The 18448-nt window shown below is 42.7% G+C and carries 17 protein-coding genes and 1 tRNA gene; 9 read left to right on the top strand and 9 right to left on the bottom strand.

Annotated elements, in window-relative coordinates; all coding sequences use genetic code 11:
* Positions 1-277 precede the first annotated feature (277 nt).
* Positions 278-1990: an AAA family ATPase gene (locus ACNOGP_RS09740; protein ID WP_418214678.1), complete on the top strand. Its 1713-nt coding sequence runs from the start codon at positions 278-280 to the stop codon at positions 1988-1990.
* 60 nt (positions 1991-2050) lie between these two features.
* The gene (locus tag ACNOGP_RS09745) at positions 2051-2617 is read left to right on the top strand and encodes a 5'-methylthioadenosine/S-adenosylhomocysteine nucleosidase (RefSeq protein WP_143868295.1); all 567 of its coding nucleotides are present in this window, start codon (positions 2051-2053) and stop codon (positions 2615-2617) included.
* Here ACNOGP_RS09745 and ACNOGP_RS09750 read toward each other — a convergent pair.
* Positions 2587-2946 carry a YbaN family protein gene (locus ACNOGP_RS09750; RefSeq protein WP_418214679.1) on the bottom strand — a complete coding sequence of 120 codons (360 nt, stop codon included), beginning with the start codon at positions 2944-2946 and terminating at the stop codon, positions 2587-2589. The two genes, ACNOGP_RS09745 and ACNOGP_RS09750, sit on opposite strands and share 31 nt — an antisense overlap.
* A gap of 151 nt (positions 2947-3097) precedes the next feature.
* On the opposite strand from ACNOGP_RS09750, the gene ACNOGP_RS09755 reads away from it, so the two are divergent.
* The 5 genes from ACNOGP_RS09755 to ACNOGP_RS09775 all read left to right on the top strand — a co-directional run bounded on the left by ACNOGP_RS09755 (position 3098) and on the right by ACNOGP_RS09775 (position 7942).
* Positions 3098-3838, top strand: coding sequence for a (Fe-S)-binding protein (locus tag ACNOGP_RS09755; protein ID WP_007750584.1), 741 nt, complete (start codon positions 3098-3100; stop codon positions 3836-3838).
* Positions 3835-5220, top strand: a complete 1386-nt coding sequence (locus ACNOGP_RS09760; protein WP_007765470.1) for a lactate utilization protein B — start codon at positions 3835-3837, stop codon at positions 5218-5220. The genes ACNOGP_RS09755 and ACNOGP_RS09760 overlap by 4 nt, the downstream gene beginning before the upstream one ends.
* A complete protein-coding gene (locus ACNOGP_RS09765; RefSeq protein WP_418214680.1) occupies positions 5217-5798 on the top strand; it encodes a LutC/YkgG family protein in 582 nt (193 codons plus the stop codon). Before ACNOGP_RS09760 ends, ACNOGP_RS09765 begins: the two co-directional genes overlap by 4 nt.
* 18 nt (positions 5799-5816) lie before the next feature.
* Positions 5817-6689, top strand: coding sequence for a pyridoxamine kinase (locus tag ACNOGP_RS09770; RefSeq protein WP_143868302.1), 873 nt, complete (start codon positions 5817-5819; stop codon positions 6687-6689).
* Positions 6690-6772: 83 nt separating this feature from the next.
* Positions 6773-7942 (top strand): DUF418 domain-containing protein, encoded by a 1170-nt coding sequence (locus tag ACNOGP_RS09775; protein ID WP_418214681.1) that lies wholly within the window; start codon positions 6773-6775, stop codon positions 7940-7942.
* Between the two features lie 9 nt (positions 7943-7951).
* On the opposite strand, the gene ACNOGP_RS09780 is transcribed toward ACNOGP_RS09775, so the two are convergent.
* From ACNOGP_RS09780 to ACNOGP_RS09800, 5 genes are read right to left on the bottom strand one after another with little or no spacing between them, the layout of a single operon-like run.
* Entirely contained in the window at positions 7952-9088 is a 1137-nt protein-coding gene (locus ACNOGP_RS09780) for a carboxypeptidase-like regulatory domain-containing protein (protein ID WP_418214682.1), read from the bottom strand.
* Positions 9085-9654 (bottom strand): RNA polymerase sigma factor, encoded by a 570-nt coding sequence (locus ACNOGP_RS09785; RefSeq protein WP_195533994.1) that lies wholly within the window; start codon positions 9652-9654, stop codon positions 9085-9087. Before ACNOGP_RS09785 ends, ACNOGP_RS09780 begins: the two co-directional genes overlap by 4 nt.
* A gap of 3 nt (positions 9655-9657) precedes the next feature.
* Positions 9658-10314: a lysophospholipid acyltransferase family protein gene (locus ACNOGP_RS09790; protein WP_195534006.1), complete on the bottom strand. Its 657-nt coding sequence runs from the start codon at positions 10312-10314 to the stop codon at positions 9658-9660.
* A 24-nt stretch (positions 10315-10338) separates the two neighbouring features.
* Complete coding sequence (locus ACNOGP_RS09795; protein ID WP_418214683.1) at positions 10339-11295, bottom strand: phosphatidate cytidylyltransferase; 957 nt, start codon at positions 11293-11295, stop codon at positions 10339-10341.
* Positions 11292-11948: a CDP-alcohol phosphatidyltransferase family protein gene (locus tag ACNOGP_RS09800; protein WP_418214684.1), complete on the bottom strand. Its 657-nt coding sequence runs from the start codon at positions 11946-11948 to the stop codon at positions 11292-11294. The genes ACNOGP_RS09795 and ACNOGP_RS09800 overlap by 4 nt, the downstream gene beginning before the upstream one ends.
* 187 nt (positions 11949-12135) lie before the next feature.
* On the opposite strand from ACNOGP_RS09800, the gene ACNOGP_RS09805 reads away from it, so the two are divergent.
* Positions 12136-13983: a YfbK domain-containing protein gene (locus tag ACNOGP_RS09805; RefSeq protein WP_418214685.1), complete on the top strand. Its 1848-nt coding sequence runs from the start codon at positions 12136-12138 to the stop codon at positions 13981-13983.
* 104 nt (positions 13984-14087) lie between these two features.
* Here ACNOGP_RS09805 and ACNOGP_RS09810 read toward each other — a convergent pair.
* From ACNOGP_RS09810 to ACNOGP_RS09820, 3 genes are all read right to left on the bottom strand, one after another.
* Positions 14088-14160, bottom strand: a tRNA-Trp gene (locus tag ACNOGP_RS09810).
* Positions 14161-14225: 65 nt separating this feature from the next.
* Complete coding sequence (locus ACNOGP_RS09815) at positions 14226-14579, bottom strand: arsenate reductase family protein (protein WP_143868307.1); 354 nt, start codon at positions 14577-14579, stop codon at positions 14226-14228.
* 41 nt (positions 14580-14620) lie between these two features.
* A complete protein-coding gene (locus tag ACNOGP_RS09820; protein WP_007765498.1) occupies positions 14621-15199 on the bottom strand; it encodes a uracil-DNA glycosylase family protein in 579 nt (192 codons plus the stop codon).
* A gap of 109 nt (positions 15200-15308) precedes the next feature.
* Between ACNOGP_RS09820 and ACNOGP_RS09825 the strand changes: the two genes are divergently transcribed.
* Positions 15309-18443 (top strand): SusC/RagA family TonB-linked outer membrane protein, encoded by a 3135-nt coding sequence (locus ACNOGP_RS09825; protein ID WP_418214686.1) that lies wholly within the window; start codon positions 15309-15311, stop codon positions 18441-18443.
* Positions 18444-18448 lie beyond the last annotated feature (5 nt).

Consider the following 18448-nt stretch of genomic DNA (forward strand, 5'->3'; position numbering starts at 1 on the left):
GATGTGTTTTGTTAAATTATAGTATGTTTTATATTGTTTGTTTTATTTTGTGTCAAAGATATTACTAAATATTAGTAAATGCAATTTTTTTGATTGAAAATATTGGAGATTAGGTTTACTGCTACAGGCTGGTCTATACTATATTTTTAATAATTTTTTGGTCAAAATAGCCCCAAAGATTTTAAATGCCATTCTCGTATTTATAATTGTCTTAGTTTTCCTCTAATTATGAACTATTTCGTATCTTTGCCTGTATATAACGAATAATGGAGTGAATATGACAAAAATAACAATACCTTATGCAGTGGCCGACTTTGTAGATCTTCGTGAGAGAGGTTTTTATTATGTAGATAAAACGGAATATATTTCTATTCTTGAGAATTATAATGCTCCGGTTTTTCTGCGTCCTCGCCGTTTCGGGAAAAGTTTGTTGGTTTCTACATTGGCTTGTTATTATGATCGCACTATGACGCATCGTTTTGATGAGTTATTTAGTGAAACTTGGATCGGAAGTCATCCCACATCGGAACATAATCGTTATATGATTATCAGATACGATTTTTCGGCGATGGTGATGGCTGATAGTATGGAAGGGTTGGCACAGAATTTTAATGATTTGAATTGCGGTCCGGTAGAGGTAATGGTGGAACATAACCGTGATTTATTCGGTAACTTTCAATTTACTAATAGAGGGGAGGCTTCGAAAATGCTTGAGGAGGCTCTTACATACATTCGTTCTCATGGATTGCCGAAAGTTTATATTTTGATTGATGAATACGATAATTTCACCAATCAATTGCTTACTGCTTATAATGATCCTCTTTATGAAGAAGTAACTACCAATGATAGTTTTTTGCGAACATTTTTCAAGGTAATAAAGAAAGGTATAGGGGAGGGAAGCGTTCGCACTTGTTTTTGTACGGGGGTGCTGCCTGTTACTATGGATGATTTGACTAGTGGATATAATATTGCCGAGATACTGACGTTGGAACCTAACTTTTTGAATATGCTTGGTTTTACATACGAAGAAGCGAGGACTTATTTGCGTTATGTACTAGACAAATATGCGACTGGGCAAGGCCGTTATGATGAAATTTGGCAACTCATAGTCAGTAATTATGATGGATATCGCTTCCGTCCTAATGGAGAACGGCTTTTCAATGCTACTATTCTTACTTATTTTTTCAAAAAATTTGCTGCTAATGCAGGAAGTATTCCTGATGAACTGATAGATGAGAATTTACGTACGGATATTAACTGGATACGTCGTCTTACTTTGTCTTTGGATAATGCAAAGGCTATGCTTGATGCGCTGATTATAGATGACGAGTTACCTTATAATGTTGCTGATCTTTCCAGCAAATTTAATAAGAAAAAATTCTTTGATAAGGAGTTTTATCCGGTAAGTTTGTTCTATTTGGGCATGACTACGCTTAAGGATAATTATGTGACAACCTTACCTAATATGACTATGCGTAGTGTTTATATGGATTATTATAATCAGTTGAATCAAATTGAAGGAAATGCCCAACGCTATGTCCCTGTATATCGAGAGTACGATATTGACCGTCGTTTGGAACCATTGATAAAAAATTATTTTGAACAATATTTGGGACAGTTCCCTGCGCAAGTTTTTGATAAAATAAATGAGAACTTTATCCGTTGTTCGTTTTATGAACTTATCTCCCGCTATTTAAGCAGCAGTTATACTTTCGCCATCGAGCAGAATAATACTGCCGGTCGTTCGGATTTTGAGATGACGGGTATTCCCGGTACGGATTATTATAAGGATGATAGAGTCGTGGAGTTTAAATATTATCGTGGTAAAGAAGCTGATAAAATGTTATCATTTACTGAACCGTTCCCACAACACGTGGAGCAAGTAAGAGCATATGCTGCGGATACCAAAAGAAAATTTCCTAATTATAATGTCCGTTCTTATGTAGTGTATATATGTAGTAATAAAGGTTGGAAATGCTGGGAAGTATAGCATCATGATATAATTTAGCTTTACTGAATCTAATTCTAATTTTATACGATTAAAGAATATATGTTGAAAATATTAGTGACCTACGCCGTCCAAGGCGAATTTGTAGAGATAAAATGGCCTGATGTCGAACCGTATTATGTGCGCACAGGCATTGGAAAAGTAAAATCGGCTTTTCATCTGGCAGAAGCAATCCGCCAGGTACAGCCGGATTTGGTGTTGAATATGGGAAGTGCCGGGACAGTCAATCATCAGGTAGGAGATATCTTTGTCTGCCGTAAGTTTGTGGATCGTGATATGCAGAAGATGAAAGAGTTCGGATTGGAGTGCGAGATTGATTCATCGGCTCTGCTCGAAGAAAAAGGTTTCTGTAAACATTGGACGGAAAACGGGATTTGTAATACCGGAGACGGGTTCCTGACGGAATTAACCCATGTAAATGGAGACGTTGTAGATATGGAAGCTTATGCACAGGCATTCGTTTGCCGTTCGAAAGAGATTCCTTTTATTTCCGTGAAATACGTGACGGACATCATCGGTCAGAATTCTGTGAAACATTGGGAAGATAAACTTGCAGATGCACGCCAGGGGCTATCTAATTATTTCAATGTCTTGAAAGAAAGGATATGATAAGTGACTCCTGCGGCAATCAGTCCCAAGAGAACCTTTACCCATGTCAGGGGAATCAGGAAGAAAATACAATAAAGCATGGTTCCCCACATTAGTACGAGGGAAACTATCTTGGCGCGGAGAGGAATCGCTTTGTTTTCACGGTAGTTGCGGATATAAGGACCAAAATAACGATGATTGAGCAGCCAGTTATAGAGACGGGACGACCCTTTGAAATAAAGGGCTGCAGTAAGTAGCAGGAAAGGCGTGGTAGGCAATAGCGGCAGAAAAATGCCGAGAATGCCGAGTGTCAGGGAAATCGTTCCTATAACAATATATAGAGTCTTCATGCGGCAAAGATAGTGTAAAAAAGGGATTCTGCAATATCATAAAAGTATATGTGCGGTGGCGAACATTTTTTCCTCCGGCCTTGTTGTAATAATACTGCTCAATTGGATAAACAATGTAGCGGAAGAAGCTTAAATTATTACATGATATATTATGAAAGTAGGTTTGTTTATTCCTTGTTATATCAATGCTATATATCCCAATGTGGGAGTGGCATCGTATAAGCTATTAAAAAGTTTGGGAGTAGACGTCGATTATCCGTTGGATCAGACTTGTTGCGGACAACCGATGGCGAATGCCGGTTTTGAAGATGAATCAATGAAGCTGGCACTCCGTTTTGATGATTTGTTTCAACAATATGACTACATTGTCGGTCCCTCCGCCAGTTGTGTCGCTTTTGTGAAAGAGAATCATCCGGGTATTTTAGAGAAAGAAGGTCATGTCTGTCAGAGTGCGGGAAAAATTTATGACCTTTGCGATTTCATCCACGATGTGATCAAACCCACGAAACTGCCTGCACGCTTTCCGCACAAAGTCAGTATTCACAACAGTTGTCACGGTGTGCGTGAATTGTTCAACTCCGCCCCCAGCGAATTAAATATCCCTTATTACAATAAATTGCGTGATTTGCTCAATCTGGTAGAAGGAATCGAGGTATTCGAACCCAGCCACATTGACGAGTGCTGCGGCTTTGGCGGAATGTTTGCCGTAGAAGAGCAAGCTGTTTCCGTATGTATGGGGCGCGATAAGGTGAAAGACCACATGGCTACCGGAGCCGAGTATATTGTCGGAGCGGACAGTTCCTGCCTGATGCATATGCAAGGCGTTATCAAACGGGAACATCTGCCCATTCAGATTATCCATATTGTAGAAATTCTAGCATCGCAATCATGAGTACAAAACATTCAAAGGCTGCCGAGAAGTTCTTGCAGGACAGCAAGATGGCAGCATGGCATAACGAAACCCTTTGGATGGTCCGTGCCAAGAGGGATAAGATGAGTAAGGAAGTTCCCGAGTGGGAAGAGTTGCGCAACAAGGCCTGTGAACTGAAACTATATTCCAACAGCCATCTCGAAGAGCTCCTGCTGGAGTTTGAAAAGAATGCTACCGCCAATGGCGCTATCGTGCATTGGGCGAAAGACGCTGATGAATATTGTGCCATTGTGTACGAGATACTGAATGAACATAATGTGCATCATTTCATCAAAAGTAAATCCATGCTTGCAGAGGAATGTGGGTTGAATCCTTTCCTGATGGAGCGTGGTATCGATGTTGTGGAGTCCGATTTGGGCGAGCGTATTCTGCAATTGATGCATCTCGAACCGAGTCATATCGTGTTGCCTGCCATCCACATCAAACGGGAACAGGTGGGTGAACTCTTTGAGAAAGAGATGGGAACGGAAAAAGGTAACTTTGATCCTACTTATCTGACTCATGCCGCCCGTAAGAACCTGCGTCATCTTTTTCTGAATGCCGAAGCTGCCATGACTGGCGCTAACTTTGCCGTAGCTTCGACCGGTGATATCGTGGTGTGTACCAATGAAGGAAATGCCGATATGGGAACTTCATATCCGAAGTTGAATATTGCTGCTTTCGGTATGGAAAAGATTGTGCCGGACCTGGAGGCGTTGGGGGTATTTACCCGTTTGCTGGCACGTTCGGCTACCGGACAACCGGTTACAACCTACACTTCCCATTACCGTCGCCCTCGCGAAGGAGGTGAATATCACATCATTATTGTGGACAATGGCCGGAGTGCATTGCTGTCCAAGACCGACCATATCAAGACACTGAATTGTATTCGTTGCGGTGCGTGTATGAATACTTGTCCCGTATATCGTCGAAGCGGTGGATACTCTTATACTTATTTTATTCCCGGTCCTATCGGGATCAATCTGGGTATGGCCCATGATCCGGAGAAATATTATGATAATCTTTCTGCCTGCTCTCTGTGTATGTCCTGCTCTGATGTCTGTCCGGTGAAAGTGGATCTTGCCGAACAGATTTATAAGTGGCGTCAGGATTTGGACGGACTGGGCAAGGCGAATACGGGAAAGAAGATCATGTCCGGTGGAATGAAGTTCCTGATGGAGCGTCCGGCATTGTTCAATGCTGCTTTGTGGGCGGCTCCGATGATAAACAGCCTGCCACGATTTATGAAATACAATGATTTCGATGATTGGGGAAAGGGACGCGAGTTGCCGGAATTTGCCAAAGAATCGTTTAATGAGATGTGGAAGAAGAACAAAGTGCAGGGAAAGGAGGAATCTAAATGAGCAGTAGAGAAGAAATATTAGCCAGTATCCGCAAAAATACGCAAGTTCGTTATGATAAGCCGGATATTGCGGATATGAAACGGTTGTCATATCCCGATAAAATAGAACAGTTTTGTGCTATCAGCCGTGCGGTGGGAGGTCTGGCTGTTGTATTGGGTGAGGGAGAAGATGTGAATGCGGTGATTCGCCGGACCTATCCGGAGGCTATGCGCATTGCTTCCGTGTTGCCGGATATTTCGTGCGCGACGTTCAATCCCGATAATCTGGATGACCCGAAAGAGTTGGATGGTACGGATGTGGCTGTGGTGAAAGGGGAAATCGGAGTTGCTGAGAACGGGGCTGTCTGGATTCCGCAAACAGTAAAGTATAAAGCTGTTTATTTCATTTCGGAGAAGTTGGTTATCTTGCTCGACCGGAATAGAATAGTAGATACGATGTATGACGCTTACCGTGAATTGGACGGGCAGGAATATAAATTCGGCACGTTTATTTCCGGTCCTTCAAAGACTGCTGATATCGAACAGGCTTTGGTGATGGGAGCACATGGAGCAAAGGACGTATTGGTAATATTGATGTAGTTGTTAAATGTAAATGATATGTATGCCAATAAAGTAAAGAAAATAGCTGCCATTCATGACCTTTCGGGGATGGGGCGCGTATCTCTCACGGTCGTTATCCCTATTCTTTCATCTATGGGCTTTCAAGTCTGTCCGCTGCCTACGGCTGTGCTGTCCAATCACACGCAATATCCCGGTTTCTCTTTTCTCGATCTGACGGACGAAATGCCGAAGATTATTGCCGAATGGAAAAAACTGGAAGTGCAGTTCGATGCTATCTATACGGGATATCTGGGCTCTCCGAAGCAGATTCAGATCGTTTCCGATTTTATCAGGGACTTCCGGCAACCGGATAGTTTAATCGTGGCTGATCCCGTGTTGGGAGATAACGGTCGGCTGTACGCTAATTTTGATGGGGAGATGGTGAAGGAGATGCGTCACTTGATTACAAAAGCGGATGTAGTTACCCCGAATTTGACAGAACTGTTTTATCTGTTGGACAGGCCTTATAAAGCGGACAATACAGATGAGGAGTTGAAAGAATATCTTCGGCTCTTGTCTGATAAAGGTCCTGATGTGGTTATCATAACCAGTGTTCCCGTACATGGTGAACCTCATAAAACTTCTGTTTATGCTTATAACCGTCAGGGAAACCGTTATTGGAAGGTGACTTGTCCTTATCTGCCTGCCCATTATCCGGGTACAGGGGATACTTTTACAAGTGTTATCACGGGGTCTTTGATGCAGGGTGACAGTTTGCCAATGGCGTTGGACCGTGCCACGCAGTTTATTCTACAGGGTATTCGCGCTACTTTCGGATATGAGTATGATAACCGCGAGGGTATTTTGTTGGAAAAAGTACTCCATAATCTGGATATGCCGATACAAATGGCCAGTTATGAACTGATTTAATATTTAACACTCGTAAGCTTTTGTCTTTCAGGTATTTCTTTTATTTTTGCGGTCGTTGAATTAATCTGAAATAATTATATCTAATGACTCAAACACTGAAAACGACTGAACGGCTTGGAGTAGTGGACGCTCTGCGTGGGTTCGCTTTGTTAGCTATTGTATTATTACATAATCTGGAGCATTACAATCTGTTTTTTATGCCGGAGAATGTACCCGCATGGTTGCAAACAATTGATAAGTATGCGTGGGATACTATATTTTTCTTGTTTGCGGGAAAGGCTTATGCGACTTTCTCATTGTTGTTCGGGTTTAGCTTTTATATTCAGTTTCACAATGCGGAGAAACGGGGAATCGATTTCAGGGGACGATTTGCATGGCGGATGTGCCTGCTTCTCCTGTTTGCACAGTTGCACGCATTGTTCTATAACGGTGATATTCTTTTGCTATATGCGGTAGTCGGGTTTGCACTGATTCCGGTTTGTAAGTTGAAGGATAAGACGGTTTTCTGGATTGCTTTGATTCTGCTTTTACAGCCATACGAGTGGGGACGTGCCATCTATGCGCTGATAAATCCGGATTATGTGGCGGTGACCGGTCATTTTATTCCTTATGCTATGCGTGCTGAGGCAGCGACAGCCAACGGCAGTTTCTTTGATGTATTACAGTCTAATATCATTGACGGACAGTTGTATAGCAATATCTGGCAGGTGGAAAATGGACGCTTGTTCCAGACGGCTGCTCTGTTCATGTTCGGGATGTTGTTGGGACGCCGGAAATATTTGATAAAGAGTGAAGAGTCCGTACGCTTCTGGAAAAGAATGTTGATAGGTGCTGTCATTGCCTTCATTCCTCTCTATTGCCTTAGAGTTTTTATTCCGGATTTTATTACGGATTCCTCCGCACTGATTCCTTATAATATAGCTGTTCCGTCTTATGCTAATTTTGCGTTCATGGTGATTCTGGTTTCTCTCTTCACCCTGCTTTGGTTTAAGAAAGAGACAGGATATAGCTGGCAAAGCCTGCTGATTCCTTACGGGCGCATGAGTCTGACGAATTATATTTCCCAATCTATTATGGGAGTCACTATCTATTATGGATTCGGGTTGTCTATGTACAAATATGCCGGAGCAACGGCAAGCCTGCTTATTGCATTGCTTATCTTTACCGTTCAGTTGGTCTTCAGCCGTTGGTGGCTTGTTCGACACAGGCAAGGACCACTTGAATTCTTATGGCGCAAGGGTACCTGGATTTAGTGGTTTGCGTTAATCGAATTTGACGGTTACCTCCGCCTGCTTATTTCCGTATGTCCAGTCTGGTCCTTCCTGAACCAGACGGATTGCCTCTTTATCGGAAGATTCGCAGAGACTCTTCTTTACTTTAATGTGGAAAGGCCGTCCGTCCCTATTGACCAAAAAGGTCAATACTACTTTTCCTTTCACTTGTGCGCACGTTTCGTCCGTCGGGCGGACCAGATTCTCTTTCAGATATTTCTGATATTTACGTTTTCCGTCAACGGGTTGCGGAGTGTTATCTTTATTTGCCTTTTTATTGACTCCGTATCCCACTACTACCACTTCGCTGAGTCCTTTTGGGTCTTCGTTCATGGCAATGAGCATTGTCCGGCTGGTATCTACCGGAACTTCTACCGGGTCATATCCGATATACTGTGCTGTCAACTGCTTGTTCTCTGCTTTTTTGAGTAATGAAAATTCTCCATTCACATCTGTAACGGTTCCGATATTCGTTCCTTTGTACATTACGCTGGCGCCGATAAGCGGTTCCCCTTTTGGGTCGGTCACTTTTCCTTTGATCATATCATTGGTGGGAATAACTGCCATTTTAGCTATTCTCATCTTTTTGGCGGATTCGGGATCAGAAGCTCCTGTTGTCATTATTACTTCTTCGTCTGTCGCTGCAACCGTTTGATCCGAAGTTTCCTCCTCCATAGGCATTGTTGTAATGGGAGCACTTTGAGACTTGGAAATGGTAGTCCGGCTTTTGGCGATGATATCTTTCTTATCCGCTTGTTTCGTGGAGACTGGGGAAATAGGAGTGGAATCCGTCTTTGTCTTTGTGGGAGCTAGTGTGATTTCCTTTTGTGGAATTATCGGAATGACAGGCTCTGGTGTCTCTTTCAGGAACAGGAAATAGCTGCTGATTCCGAATCCGATCACCAGACAGGCGGCAACACTCCAAATGATAGCGTAGGTATTTCTTTTCTTTGTAGAACGGGCAGAGATTTGTATCCGCAGTTGCTCAATTCGTTGTTCGTGATTTCCCTCCACTTGGTTGTATCCATCTATCGCATCAGCCAGGAAAGGGTCTTTCATCGACTCTTTTTCCAACCGATGTGCTTCTTTTCCTTTGCGGAGTCCTTGTATGTAGTCCGATAGTCTCATAGGGTTTGTTTCTTGATACAGATTTTTAAGTTTCGCTTTCCGTTCTGGATATAGCTTTTTACATTATTCAGAGTAAATCCGGTCTGCTCGACAATATCCGCATACGACATTTCCTCTAAAAAGAAACGTGTAATGCTCGTCCGTTGTTCTTCGGGCAACTTTTCGAGACAGTGATGTAATGCTTTTAACCGGTCTTCCGAACTTTCCTCTTCACTTAATAGATGCAGAAATTCATCGGATTCCATAATATTAATGGTATAATCTAACGGAATTTCTTTATTCTCCTTCCGCAGAAGTTGCAAGCAATGATTTTTTGCCACCCGGTAGAGCCAGGGCTTGAACACTTTGATCTCATAATTTTCCAGCTTAGGCAATAAATCTTCAAACAACTGCATGACTGCTTCCTGTGCCCGGTCTTCGTCTTGCAGATATTTCAGGCACAGTCCATACAGTAACGGGATATAGCGGTTGTATAATTCACCGAAATATTCCGTATCACCGGACTGAGCGTAGTGTGTGAGTAGCTCCTCGTCCGACAGTTTGGATATGGTTCTTTTAAAAAACAATGCCTATTCTTCTTCGTCGTCAATAATGACTTGATATTTTTCTTTCATTATTTCAAAATCATTTGCAATCTGTTCCAATATTTCATGTATATCCGTGCTCTTTACCAATGTGGGCATACCGTAATAGATAGATGCTTTATATGGTAACAGTATCATTTTGCCTTTGGGAAGAGAACGTCCCATGCCGGTCATGAATACGGGAATATATTTTACTTCAGGTCGCAGAGACAGGATGCGGGCTATGCCGGATTTAATTTTTCCCATCTGTTCCGGCTTTCCTCTGGTTCCTTCCGGAAAAAGAATCAGTGAATATCCTGCATCGATGGCTTCAAGCATTTTGCGGATCGGGTCATGTTCCGAATCTTTTTCTCCTTTCCTTCTGATTAGCAGTGTGTTGATGAAATAGTTACTTATGGAAGCCTGAAAGCGGTTTTTACCGAAATAATCTTCTGCTGCTACAGGTTTGACTTTCCATAAAAGTTTTCCGGGCAGAGAAGATAATAAACTTAAAGTGTCCAAATGGCTGTTGTGGTTGGCAAGAATGATGAACTGCTTTTCTTTCTTGAGGAATCGGCAATCGGTGAACTGAACTCCTACGATCAGTTTCAAGAACCATTGGCATATACCTTTATATATAATCTGCATGATAGCAGCTTGCATGAATCTCTTTTCCATTCTTTCCGTTTAATATGCAATGTAATAAACTAAATGAAAAAAGACGGGAGCGGTGTAGGACAGAGAGTCTATCCGGTCGAATACTCCTCCATGACCGGGAATACTGTTCCCCATGTCCTTAATTCCTTTATCCCTTTTGATGGCGGAGATGACTACGTCTCCCGAGAATCCGGCAATGGCAATAAGAGCGCTTACCAGAAGAACGTTAGGAGCGGAGAGGGGAGTCAGAAAACCGAGAAAGTAACCAATGGCGGTAGTGCTGATTACACCACCTAAAAATCCTTCCCATGTCTTGTTCGGACTTACTTTCGGAAGTATCTTATGTCGTCCGAGAAGTTTGCCACAGATAAATTGCATTATATCGTTGATTTCCGTAAGGAATACAAGGAACAATAACAGGCCTCGTCCTCCCGCATTGAATCCCGGCAGTTCGGGAAGTGACAGGAGATAAGCGAGGTGGCTGATACCGAATACCGAAAGCATTAGAATCCACTGCAACAAAGCCATCGACTTGGTGATTCCGTGAGTGTCTTCTTTCAAAACCAGTCGTAAAGGTAATACGAGAAACATAACTACCGGGATGAAGATGATGAATGCTCCATACCAGGCAAGGTAAGCAAGGTAATATTGAATGGGAATGGCCAGTATCCCCCAAAACAATGCTCCGCGATCTGCCTCTCTGAATCCCAACACCGAATACAGTTCTCTGAAAGCAATGAAAGAGAGAAAGGCAAGGAAGAAATAAGAAATGTTATAGCTGATAAATACAGCGCCGATAAACATGCCCGCCATGATCCACCATGAACGTGTGCGGGCGGAGAGTTCGCTGATATTTGTTTTTGGAGAGATCTTCTTTACGAGAAAAAGAATAAGGCTTGCCGTAATGAGCAGTCCGATGATGAGCGAAATGACGATAATCAGTTCATCGCTTAGCGTAGGAAATATGGTATCCAGTAGTTCTTTCATTTTATTTCATTGTTTGTTGTGTGTGACATGAGGTACAGACGGTGTATCAGTGTTGCGACAAGGCCGACATTTATAATTATCAGGGCTATGAGACATACCATCCGGTCGTATCCTGCATGAATGGTGCAGGTGGCTACTACAAAGGCAAGCGTGAGCAATGCCATGCGGTGTTGCTTGGCCATCGGACCGTTAAAGAAATGCTGGTGCGTTTTGTAGGCTCCTATCCAGCGGAAATAAGCTGTCATCACAGCAAGAAGAGCAGCCAGCCATCCTAGTTCAATACCGAATCCGCCTGCTACATATCCGACGGGAATGATGAACAAAGCATCGGCGAATCGGTCGGGCATATCATTGTAGAGATCCCCGTTGGCGCTTTTCTTCCCTCCTTCGATAGCTACCATCCCATCGAACAGGTTGCAGAGTAACCGCGACTGCATGCAAACGATGAACAGAATGTAGGCTACATACTTGTTAAAACCGGGATCAATGACTGTGCCGATCAACAGAAGGCATCCCACCATAGCGAAGAATATGCTCATCATGGAAATTTGATTGGGAGTGATACCCCAACGAGTTAGTTTGCGGGCGATAATAGTAGCCCAGACCGTGTTTCGTGAGGCTATTTCCCGCCTTCCATCAACTTCGTTTTTCATATTTATGATATGTTTATGTTTGGCAAATATACATATCATATTAAGAGTTACAAAGGAATAAGCAGGAATTTTTAAGTGACTTTTTTCCGCCCGGATAAAAAAAGTTCAGGTAATTTATGGAATCTGTGTGAAATCCGCATCTCTATAGTAAAAGCGATGAATAGTAACATTTTAAAATAATGAAGTTATGAGAACAAACCAATTCAGAGCAATCATGCTCGTACTGCTGATGGCAGTTATTTGCTTAGGAACAATGAATGCGCAAACTATTACCGTGACCGGTATTGTGACGGACGCAGCGGATGGAACTTCGATTACCGGTTGTTCGGTAGTGAATAACCGTTCCAAAAGTGGGGCAATCACAGATGTGAACGGTCGTTATTCCATTCAGGCCCAAAAAGGGGACGTATTGTTATTCCGGTTTATCGGGTATAAAGAAGAAAAAAGAGTGGTTAAGTCGGCCAAACTGGATGTTAAAATGAAGACTGATGATGTGGCGTTGGAGGAGTGTGTCGTAGTGGGATACGGTACAATGAAAACAAAGGCAGTGACCGGTGCGTATGTAGCGGTGTGTCCGACTGCCATGTATGATATGGATGCGAGAATGAATACGGAAGAGTATGGCCGGATTCAGGAGAATGGTTTCAAGAGTGTAGCGGATACTCCGCTTTCTACTTTCTCTATTGATGTGGACCCTGCTTCTTATAGCAATATGCGTCGTTTTATCAATAGAGGAGAATTGCCTCCTGCCGATGCAATCCGTACGGAAGAATTAGTGAATTACTTTTCTTACGACTATCCGAAACCAACGGGTAACGATCCTGTGAAGATAACTGTGGAAGCCGGAACTTGTACTTGGAATACAGCTCATCGGCTTGTTCGTATCGGATTGAAAGCTAAAGAAATTCCGACGGAGCAGTTGCCGGCGTCCAATCTTGTATTCTTGATTGATGTTTCCGGTTCTATGTGGGGGGCTAATCGGTTGGATTTGGTAAAGTCATCGCTCAAACTGTTGGTGAATAATCTGCGGAATAAAGATAAGGTGGCAATCGTGACTTATGCAGGCAGTGCCGGTGTGAAACTGGAAGCTACTTCGGGCGGTGATAAACAGAAAATCCGTGAAGCGATAGATGAATTGACCGCAAGCGGAGCTACTGCAGGAGGCGCGGGTATTCATTTGGCGTATCAAATAGCTAAAAAGAACTTTATCTCTGATGGCAATAACCGTATCATACTTTGTTCCGATGGTGATTTCAACGTCGGTGTTTCTTCTGCCGAAGGATTGGAACAATTGATAGAAAAAGAACGGAAAAGTGGCGTACATCTTACTGTACTAGGCTATGGAATGGGTAACTACAAAGATAAGAAAATTCAAGTATTGGCTGAAAAAGGAAATGGGAATCATGCCTATATAGATAACTTGCAGGAAGCCAACCGTGTTTTAGTAGGCGAATTCGGTGCTACATTGCATACTGTGGCAAAAGATGTCAAACTGCAAGTGGAATTTAATCCTTCTCAAGTCCAGGCATATCGTCTGATTGGTTACGAAAGCCGTCTGCTGAAAGACGAAGATTTCAATAATGATGCGAAAGATGCCGGAGATATGGGAGCAGGACATACGGTAACAGCTTTTTATGAAGTGATTCCCGCAGGTGTGAAGAATGAATATGTAGGTAAAGTAGACGACTTGAAATACCAAAAGAAAGAAAAAATGACGCTGAAGCCGACCGGATCTGATGAACTCCTTACTGTGAAATTGCGCTACAAAGCTCCGGATAAGGATGTCAGCAGGAAAATGGAACTTCCTTTTGTAGATAACAAAGGAGATAGTGTTTCTTCCGACTTCCGTTTCGCTTCGGCAGTAGCCATGTTCGGACAGTTGCTTCGTGATTCTGACTTTAAAGGAATTGCCGATTATGACAAAGTCATTAAGCTGGCTAAACAGGGGTTGAATAATGATGAAAGAGGATATCGAAGAGAGTTTATTCGACTGGTTGAGGCTGCTAAAGGATTGGAAAAGACGAGTAAGAATTAGTATAAGAGAGAGTTTTCAAACTGAGCCGAGAGTAGTAACTTATCTGTGAGGCAATAATAAGAAAACCGCAAATGGCTTGACGACTATTTGCGGTTTTCTTTTTGCACGGGAGGAGAGGCTCGAACTCCCGACACCCGGTTTTGGAGACCGGTGCTCTACCAACTGAGCTACTCCCGTGTTTGCGGCTGCAAAGGTAGTAGAAACTTCTGAATCTCCAAACATTCGGGTAAATAAGTTTTGAACTATTTTAATTTTTCCCATTCATCGGGCTTGAAACCGACCAATACAAAACTGTCTGTTACTACTAGGGGACGTTTCACCAACTTACCGTTTGTAGCCAGCAGTTCTATTTGTTCCTCTTCGCTCATGCTTGGCAACTTCTCACTCAGTTTCAGTTCTTTATAAACGAGTCCGCTAGTGTTGAAGAATTTCTTTATAGGCAGACCGCTACGGGGAATCCATGCTTTTAGCTCTTCTACTGTAGGATTTTCTTCTACAATCAACCGGTTTGTATACTCAATGTTATTTTCTGTTAACCACTTTTTGGCTTTTTGGCATGTGCTGCATGCCGGGTACTGCAAAAATAAAGGTGTCATACTCATTTCTAATTTATTATTTGATATTTGTTGTTTCACATTTAGGGTAGTAACTGTAAATCCTGATACATGATTCGATAGGCAGCCGCTTTCTTATCCAATGCCAATGGGTATGCTCGCGATGATGAAGGCATACGATACAGCCTCATTGCACGTTTCTCAAAAACAAACTCCGAATAATCGCCGACTTTCGGTTCTTCTACATCCAATTGTTGCCGGAGTGTGTCAGTAGCTTTCTGACCGGTAGTAACGATGGCCTTACATTCGGGAAGCCGACGAAGCATTGCGGCAATATCGGTGGCTTCCACAACCTCCAGAAACTTATCGGATGCATTGTCTTGTAGTCGGCGAACGGACGAGGCCGTATCGAACAGTGCAATTCCTTTCTCATTTAGAAAGTCTATAATCCGTTCACGGCAAAACGCTTTCCGTGTAGGATTTAGAAAGTAGTCTTTGTCATTAAAAAATAACACACCGAAAATACGCCACATATCATTATTCAGGTTCGGGTAATAGAAGTCCATAGACCAACGCTTTTTCTGCGGTGGAAAACTTCCCAGCATTAACAGTTTGGCTTTTGCCGGAAGAAATGGTTCTAGTGGATGTTTCTCGATTTCCATCATTATGTATCATTTTAATTTCATGCAAAAATAGTGATAATGTTTATTTCGTTCAAAATCAATGTGAAAAAATGCAATATATAAAATATTTACGTATTTTTGTGGCATAATGAATAGACAGTCTTTTATAATATCATTGAGAGTTCAAGTTGTTGTAAGTTGTTTATTGAGTTCATTCTTCTTTTTAAGCGAGAATGGTTACGCTTCGGAACAAGTTACGTTTATAGAAACCATAGAAACCCCTACGGATAATGCGACGGCAACGGTAAGGGGACGTGTTGTCGATACCAACGGCGAGCCGCTTATCGGGGCAACCATTCGTGAGAAAGGAGGAGCGAACGGAACTGTCAGTGATATAGACGGTAGCTTCTTTTTGTCCGTTCCGGATAGCGCTATTCTGCAAGTTTCCTTTATCGGTTATGAGACAGTGGAAGTCAAAGTAGCGGGTAGGGCAATGCTTGAAATCTCCCTTCGGGAAAATACGGTCATGCTTGATAATGTAATTGTGACTGCTCTAGGGCTTGAAAAGGATGAATCTACTTTGGCCTATTCGACTCAGAAAATAAAAGGAGAAGAACTGAATCGGGTAAAGGAGATAAATATGATAACAGCCCTTGCCGGAAAAGCTGCAGGAGTGCAGGTCAACAAGAATTCTTCCAGTATGGGTGGTTCTGCCAAAATCACTCTCCGGGGAGTCCGTTCGGTATCCGGAGATAATCAGCCGCTTTATGTAATAGACGGTGTGCCGATGTCCAACACTTCTTCGGAACAGGCTTATTCGGCGATTGGCGGAACGGCAAATGCCGGAAACCGGGATGGAGGAGATGGTATCTCCAATCTGAATCCGGAGGATGTAGAAAGTATCAGTATCTTGAAAGGCGCCCCGGCAGCGGCTTTGTATGGAAGTCAGGCTGCCAATGGAGTAATCCTGATCACTACCAAAAAAGGAAATTCTACAGGGAAAAGAAGTATCCACTTCTCTACCGGACTTACTTTTGAAAAGGCTTTCAGCTTGCCACGGATGCAAAATAGCTATGGGGTGAGTGATGTGATAGATAGTTGGGGTGAAAAGGAAAGTTTGGAGGTGCATGATAATCTGAATGATTTTTTCCGTACCGGACTTACTTCGATGACTTCCGTATCCGTCAGTCACGGAAATGAAAATCTGCAAACTTATTTCTCTTATGCCAATACTACCGGACGGGGTATTATTGAAGGGAATAAATTAAAGAAGCATAACATCAATCTGCGTGAAACGGCTGCCATGTTCAACAAACGTCTGAAGTTGGATGGCAATGTCAATGTTATGAAACAAACGGTTGAGAATAAGCCCGTCTCAGGAGGTTTCTATATGAATCCGTTAGTAGGGCTTTACCGTTTTCCGCGTGGCGAAGATCTGTCTTATTATAAGGAGCATTTTGAAACTTATAATGAAGAGCGTAATTTGAATGTGCAGAATTGGCATACGTTTACCGAAGATTTCGAGCAGAATCCATATTGGATAGTGAATCGCATCCAAAGCAAGGAAACACGCACACGTGTCATTCTTGCTCTTTCCGCCACTTTCAAAGTGAGTGGTTGGCTGACGATACAAGCACGTGGCAATATGGATTATTGGGCTGACAAATTGCGTCAGAAATTCTATGCTTCTACCGCAACTGCTTTATGCGGAGTGAACGGGCGTTATCTTGAAATGGACTATCAGGAAACGCAGATGTATGGTGACGTGATGGCTATGTTTAAGAAAACATGGGGTGATTTTACTCTGGATGCGGCTATCGGCGGCAGTATCAATGATAAGGTGGTGAACTCAACCCGTTACGACTCGAAGAATGCTTCTTTGAAATATGCCAATGTGTTTAATATTGCCAATATCGTGATGAACAGCTCTGCCAGTATTGATCAGAAGATAGATGCACACCGGCAGTTGCAATCACTTTTCGGTACGGCTCAGATAGGTTATAAGGAAAAGATATTTCTTGATTTGACAGCCCGTAATGACTGGTCGTCCACGTTGTCCTATACCAAACATGAAAAATCAGGATTTGCTTATCCGTCCGTCGGTCTTTCCATATTGCTTGATAAATGGCTGAAATTGCCTGAATGGATTTCTTTTGCAAAGCTACGCGGGGCTTACAGTAAAGTGGGAAATGATATCCCTTTGTACATCACAAATTCCACTTCGCACGTCAATGCCGGTGGTGAAGTACAGGCAAATGATGCTGCGCCTTTTAAAGAAATGGAGCCGGAAATGACTCATGCTATGGAATTCGGAACGGAATGGAAATTCTTCCGACACCGTTTGGGAATTAACTTGACTTATTATCGCACAAATACGTATAATCAGTTTTTCAAACTTCCTGCTCTCGCCGGTGATGAGTTTGCTTATCGGTATGTGAACGCCGGAAATATTCAAAACAAGGGATGGGAAATTACGCTGAATGCTACTCCGGTGTTAACTTCTGACTTCACATGGAAGACGTCGCTCAACTTTTCTTCCAATAAGAATAAGATTGTGAAGTTACATGATGACTTGAAGGAGTTTGTTTACGGACCTACAAGTTTTTCTTCAAGCTATGCTATGAAATTGGTGAAAGGCGGTTCTATCGGGGATATATATGGAAAAGCTTTTGTGCGCGATGATAAGGGAAAGATTGCTTATGGGACGGAAGGAGACCATAAAGAGCTGCCGTTGGTGGAAGGAGATGGTAATACGGTGAAAGTGGGAAATGCCAATCCGGTCTTTTTGATGGGATGGAATCATACGTTTTCTTACAAGGGATTCAGTTTTTACTTCTTGCTCGACTGGCGTTATGGCGGTAAAGTCCTTTCGCAAACGCAGGCGGAAATGGATCTTTATGGAGTGTCGGAAATAACTGCAGATGCTCGTGATAAAGGATATGTTGTGTTGGAAGGGGAACGGATAGACAATGTGAAAGGATTCTATAAGAATGTGGTAGGCGGACGTGCCGGAGTGACGGAATATTATATGTACGATGCCACTAATCTGCGTTTGCGTGAAGTGTCGCTGAGTTACAATTTCCCTAAGGAATGGATGCAGAAAACTAAAGTATTGAAGAATGTGCAACTTTCGTTTGTAGCCCGTAATCTGTGTTTCTTGTATAAGGAAGCACCTTTTGACCCGGATCTGGTACTTTCTACAGGAAATGATAATCAAGGTATCGAGGTGTTCGGAATGCCTACTACCCGTAGCCTGGGTTTTACGCTGAAATGTGAGTTTTAAAAGCT

The sequence above is a fragment of the Bacteroides difficilis genome (assembly GCF_048319815.1).
GTDB lineage: Bacteria > Bacteroidota > Bacteroidia > Bacteroidales > Bacteroidaceae > Bacteroides > Bacteroides zhangwenhongii.

Excerpts from the sequence above, each read along its gene's own strand:
- ACNOGP_RS09740 (WP_418214678.1), top strand. The coding sequence starts at position 278 with ATGACAAAAATAACAATACCTTATGCAGTGGCCGACTTTGTAGATCTT.
- ACNOGP_RS09745 (WP_143868295.1), top strand. The coding sequence starts at position 2,051 with ATGTTGAAAATATTAGTGACCTACGCCGTCCAAGGCGAATTTGTAGAG.
- ACNOGP_RS09750 (WP_418214679.1), bottom strand. The coding sequence starts at position 2,946 with ATGAAGACTCTATATATTGTTATAGGAACGATTTCCCTGACACTCGGC.
- ACNOGP_RS09755 (WP_007750584.1), top strand. The coding sequence starts at position 3,098 with ATGAAAGTAGGTTTGTTTATTCCTTGTTATATCAATGCTATATATCCC.
- ACNOGP_RS09760 (WP_007765470.1), top strand. The coding sequence starts at position 3,835 with ATGAGTACAAAACATTCAAAGGCTGCCGAGAAGTTCTTGCAGGACAGC.
- ACNOGP_RS09765 (WP_418214680.1), top strand. The coding sequence starts at position 5,217 with ATGAGCAGTAGAGAAGAAATATTAGCCAGTATCCGCAAAAATACGCAA.
- ACNOGP_RS09770 (WP_143868302.1), top strand. The coding sequence starts at position 5,817 with ATGTATGCCAATAAAGTAAAGAAAATAGCTGCCATTCATGACCTTTCG.
- ACNOGP_RS09775 (WP_418214681.1), top strand. The coding sequence starts at position 6,773 with ATGACTCAAACACTGAAAACGACTGAACGGCTTGGAGTAGTGGACGCT.
- ACNOGP_RS09780 (WP_418214682.1), bottom strand. The coding sequence starts at position 9,088 with ATGAGACTATCGGACTACATACAAGGACTCCGCAAAGGAAAAGAAGCA.
- ACNOGP_RS09790 (WP_195534006.1), bottom strand. The coding sequence starts at position 10,314 with ATGCAAGCTGCTATCATGCAGATTATATATAAAGGTATATGCCAATGG.
- ACNOGP_RS09795 (WP_418214683.1), bottom strand. The coding sequence starts at position 11,295 with ATGAAAGAACTACTGGATACCATATTTCCTACGCTAAGCGATGAACTG.
- ACNOGP_RS09800 (WP_418214684.1), bottom strand. The coding sequence starts at position 11,948 with ATGAAAAACGAAGTTGATGGAAGGCGGGAAATAGCCTCACGAAACACG.
- ACNOGP_RS09805 (WP_418214685.1), top strand. The coding sequence starts at position 12,136 with ATGAGAACAAACCAATTCAGAGCAATCATGCTCGTACTGCTGATGGCA.
- ACNOGP_RS09815 (WP_143868307.1), bottom strand. The coding sequence starts at position 14,579 with ATGACACCTTTATTTTTGCAGTACCCGGCATGCAGCACATGCCAAAAA.
- ACNOGP_RS09820 (WP_007765498.1), bottom strand. The coding sequence starts at position 15,199 with ATGGAAATCGAGAAACATCCACTAGAACCATTTCTTCCGGCAAAAGCC.
- ACNOGP_RS09825 (WP_418214686.1), top strand. The coding sequence starts at position 15,309 with ATGAATAGACAGTCTTTTATAATATCATTGAGAGTTCAAGTTGTTGTA.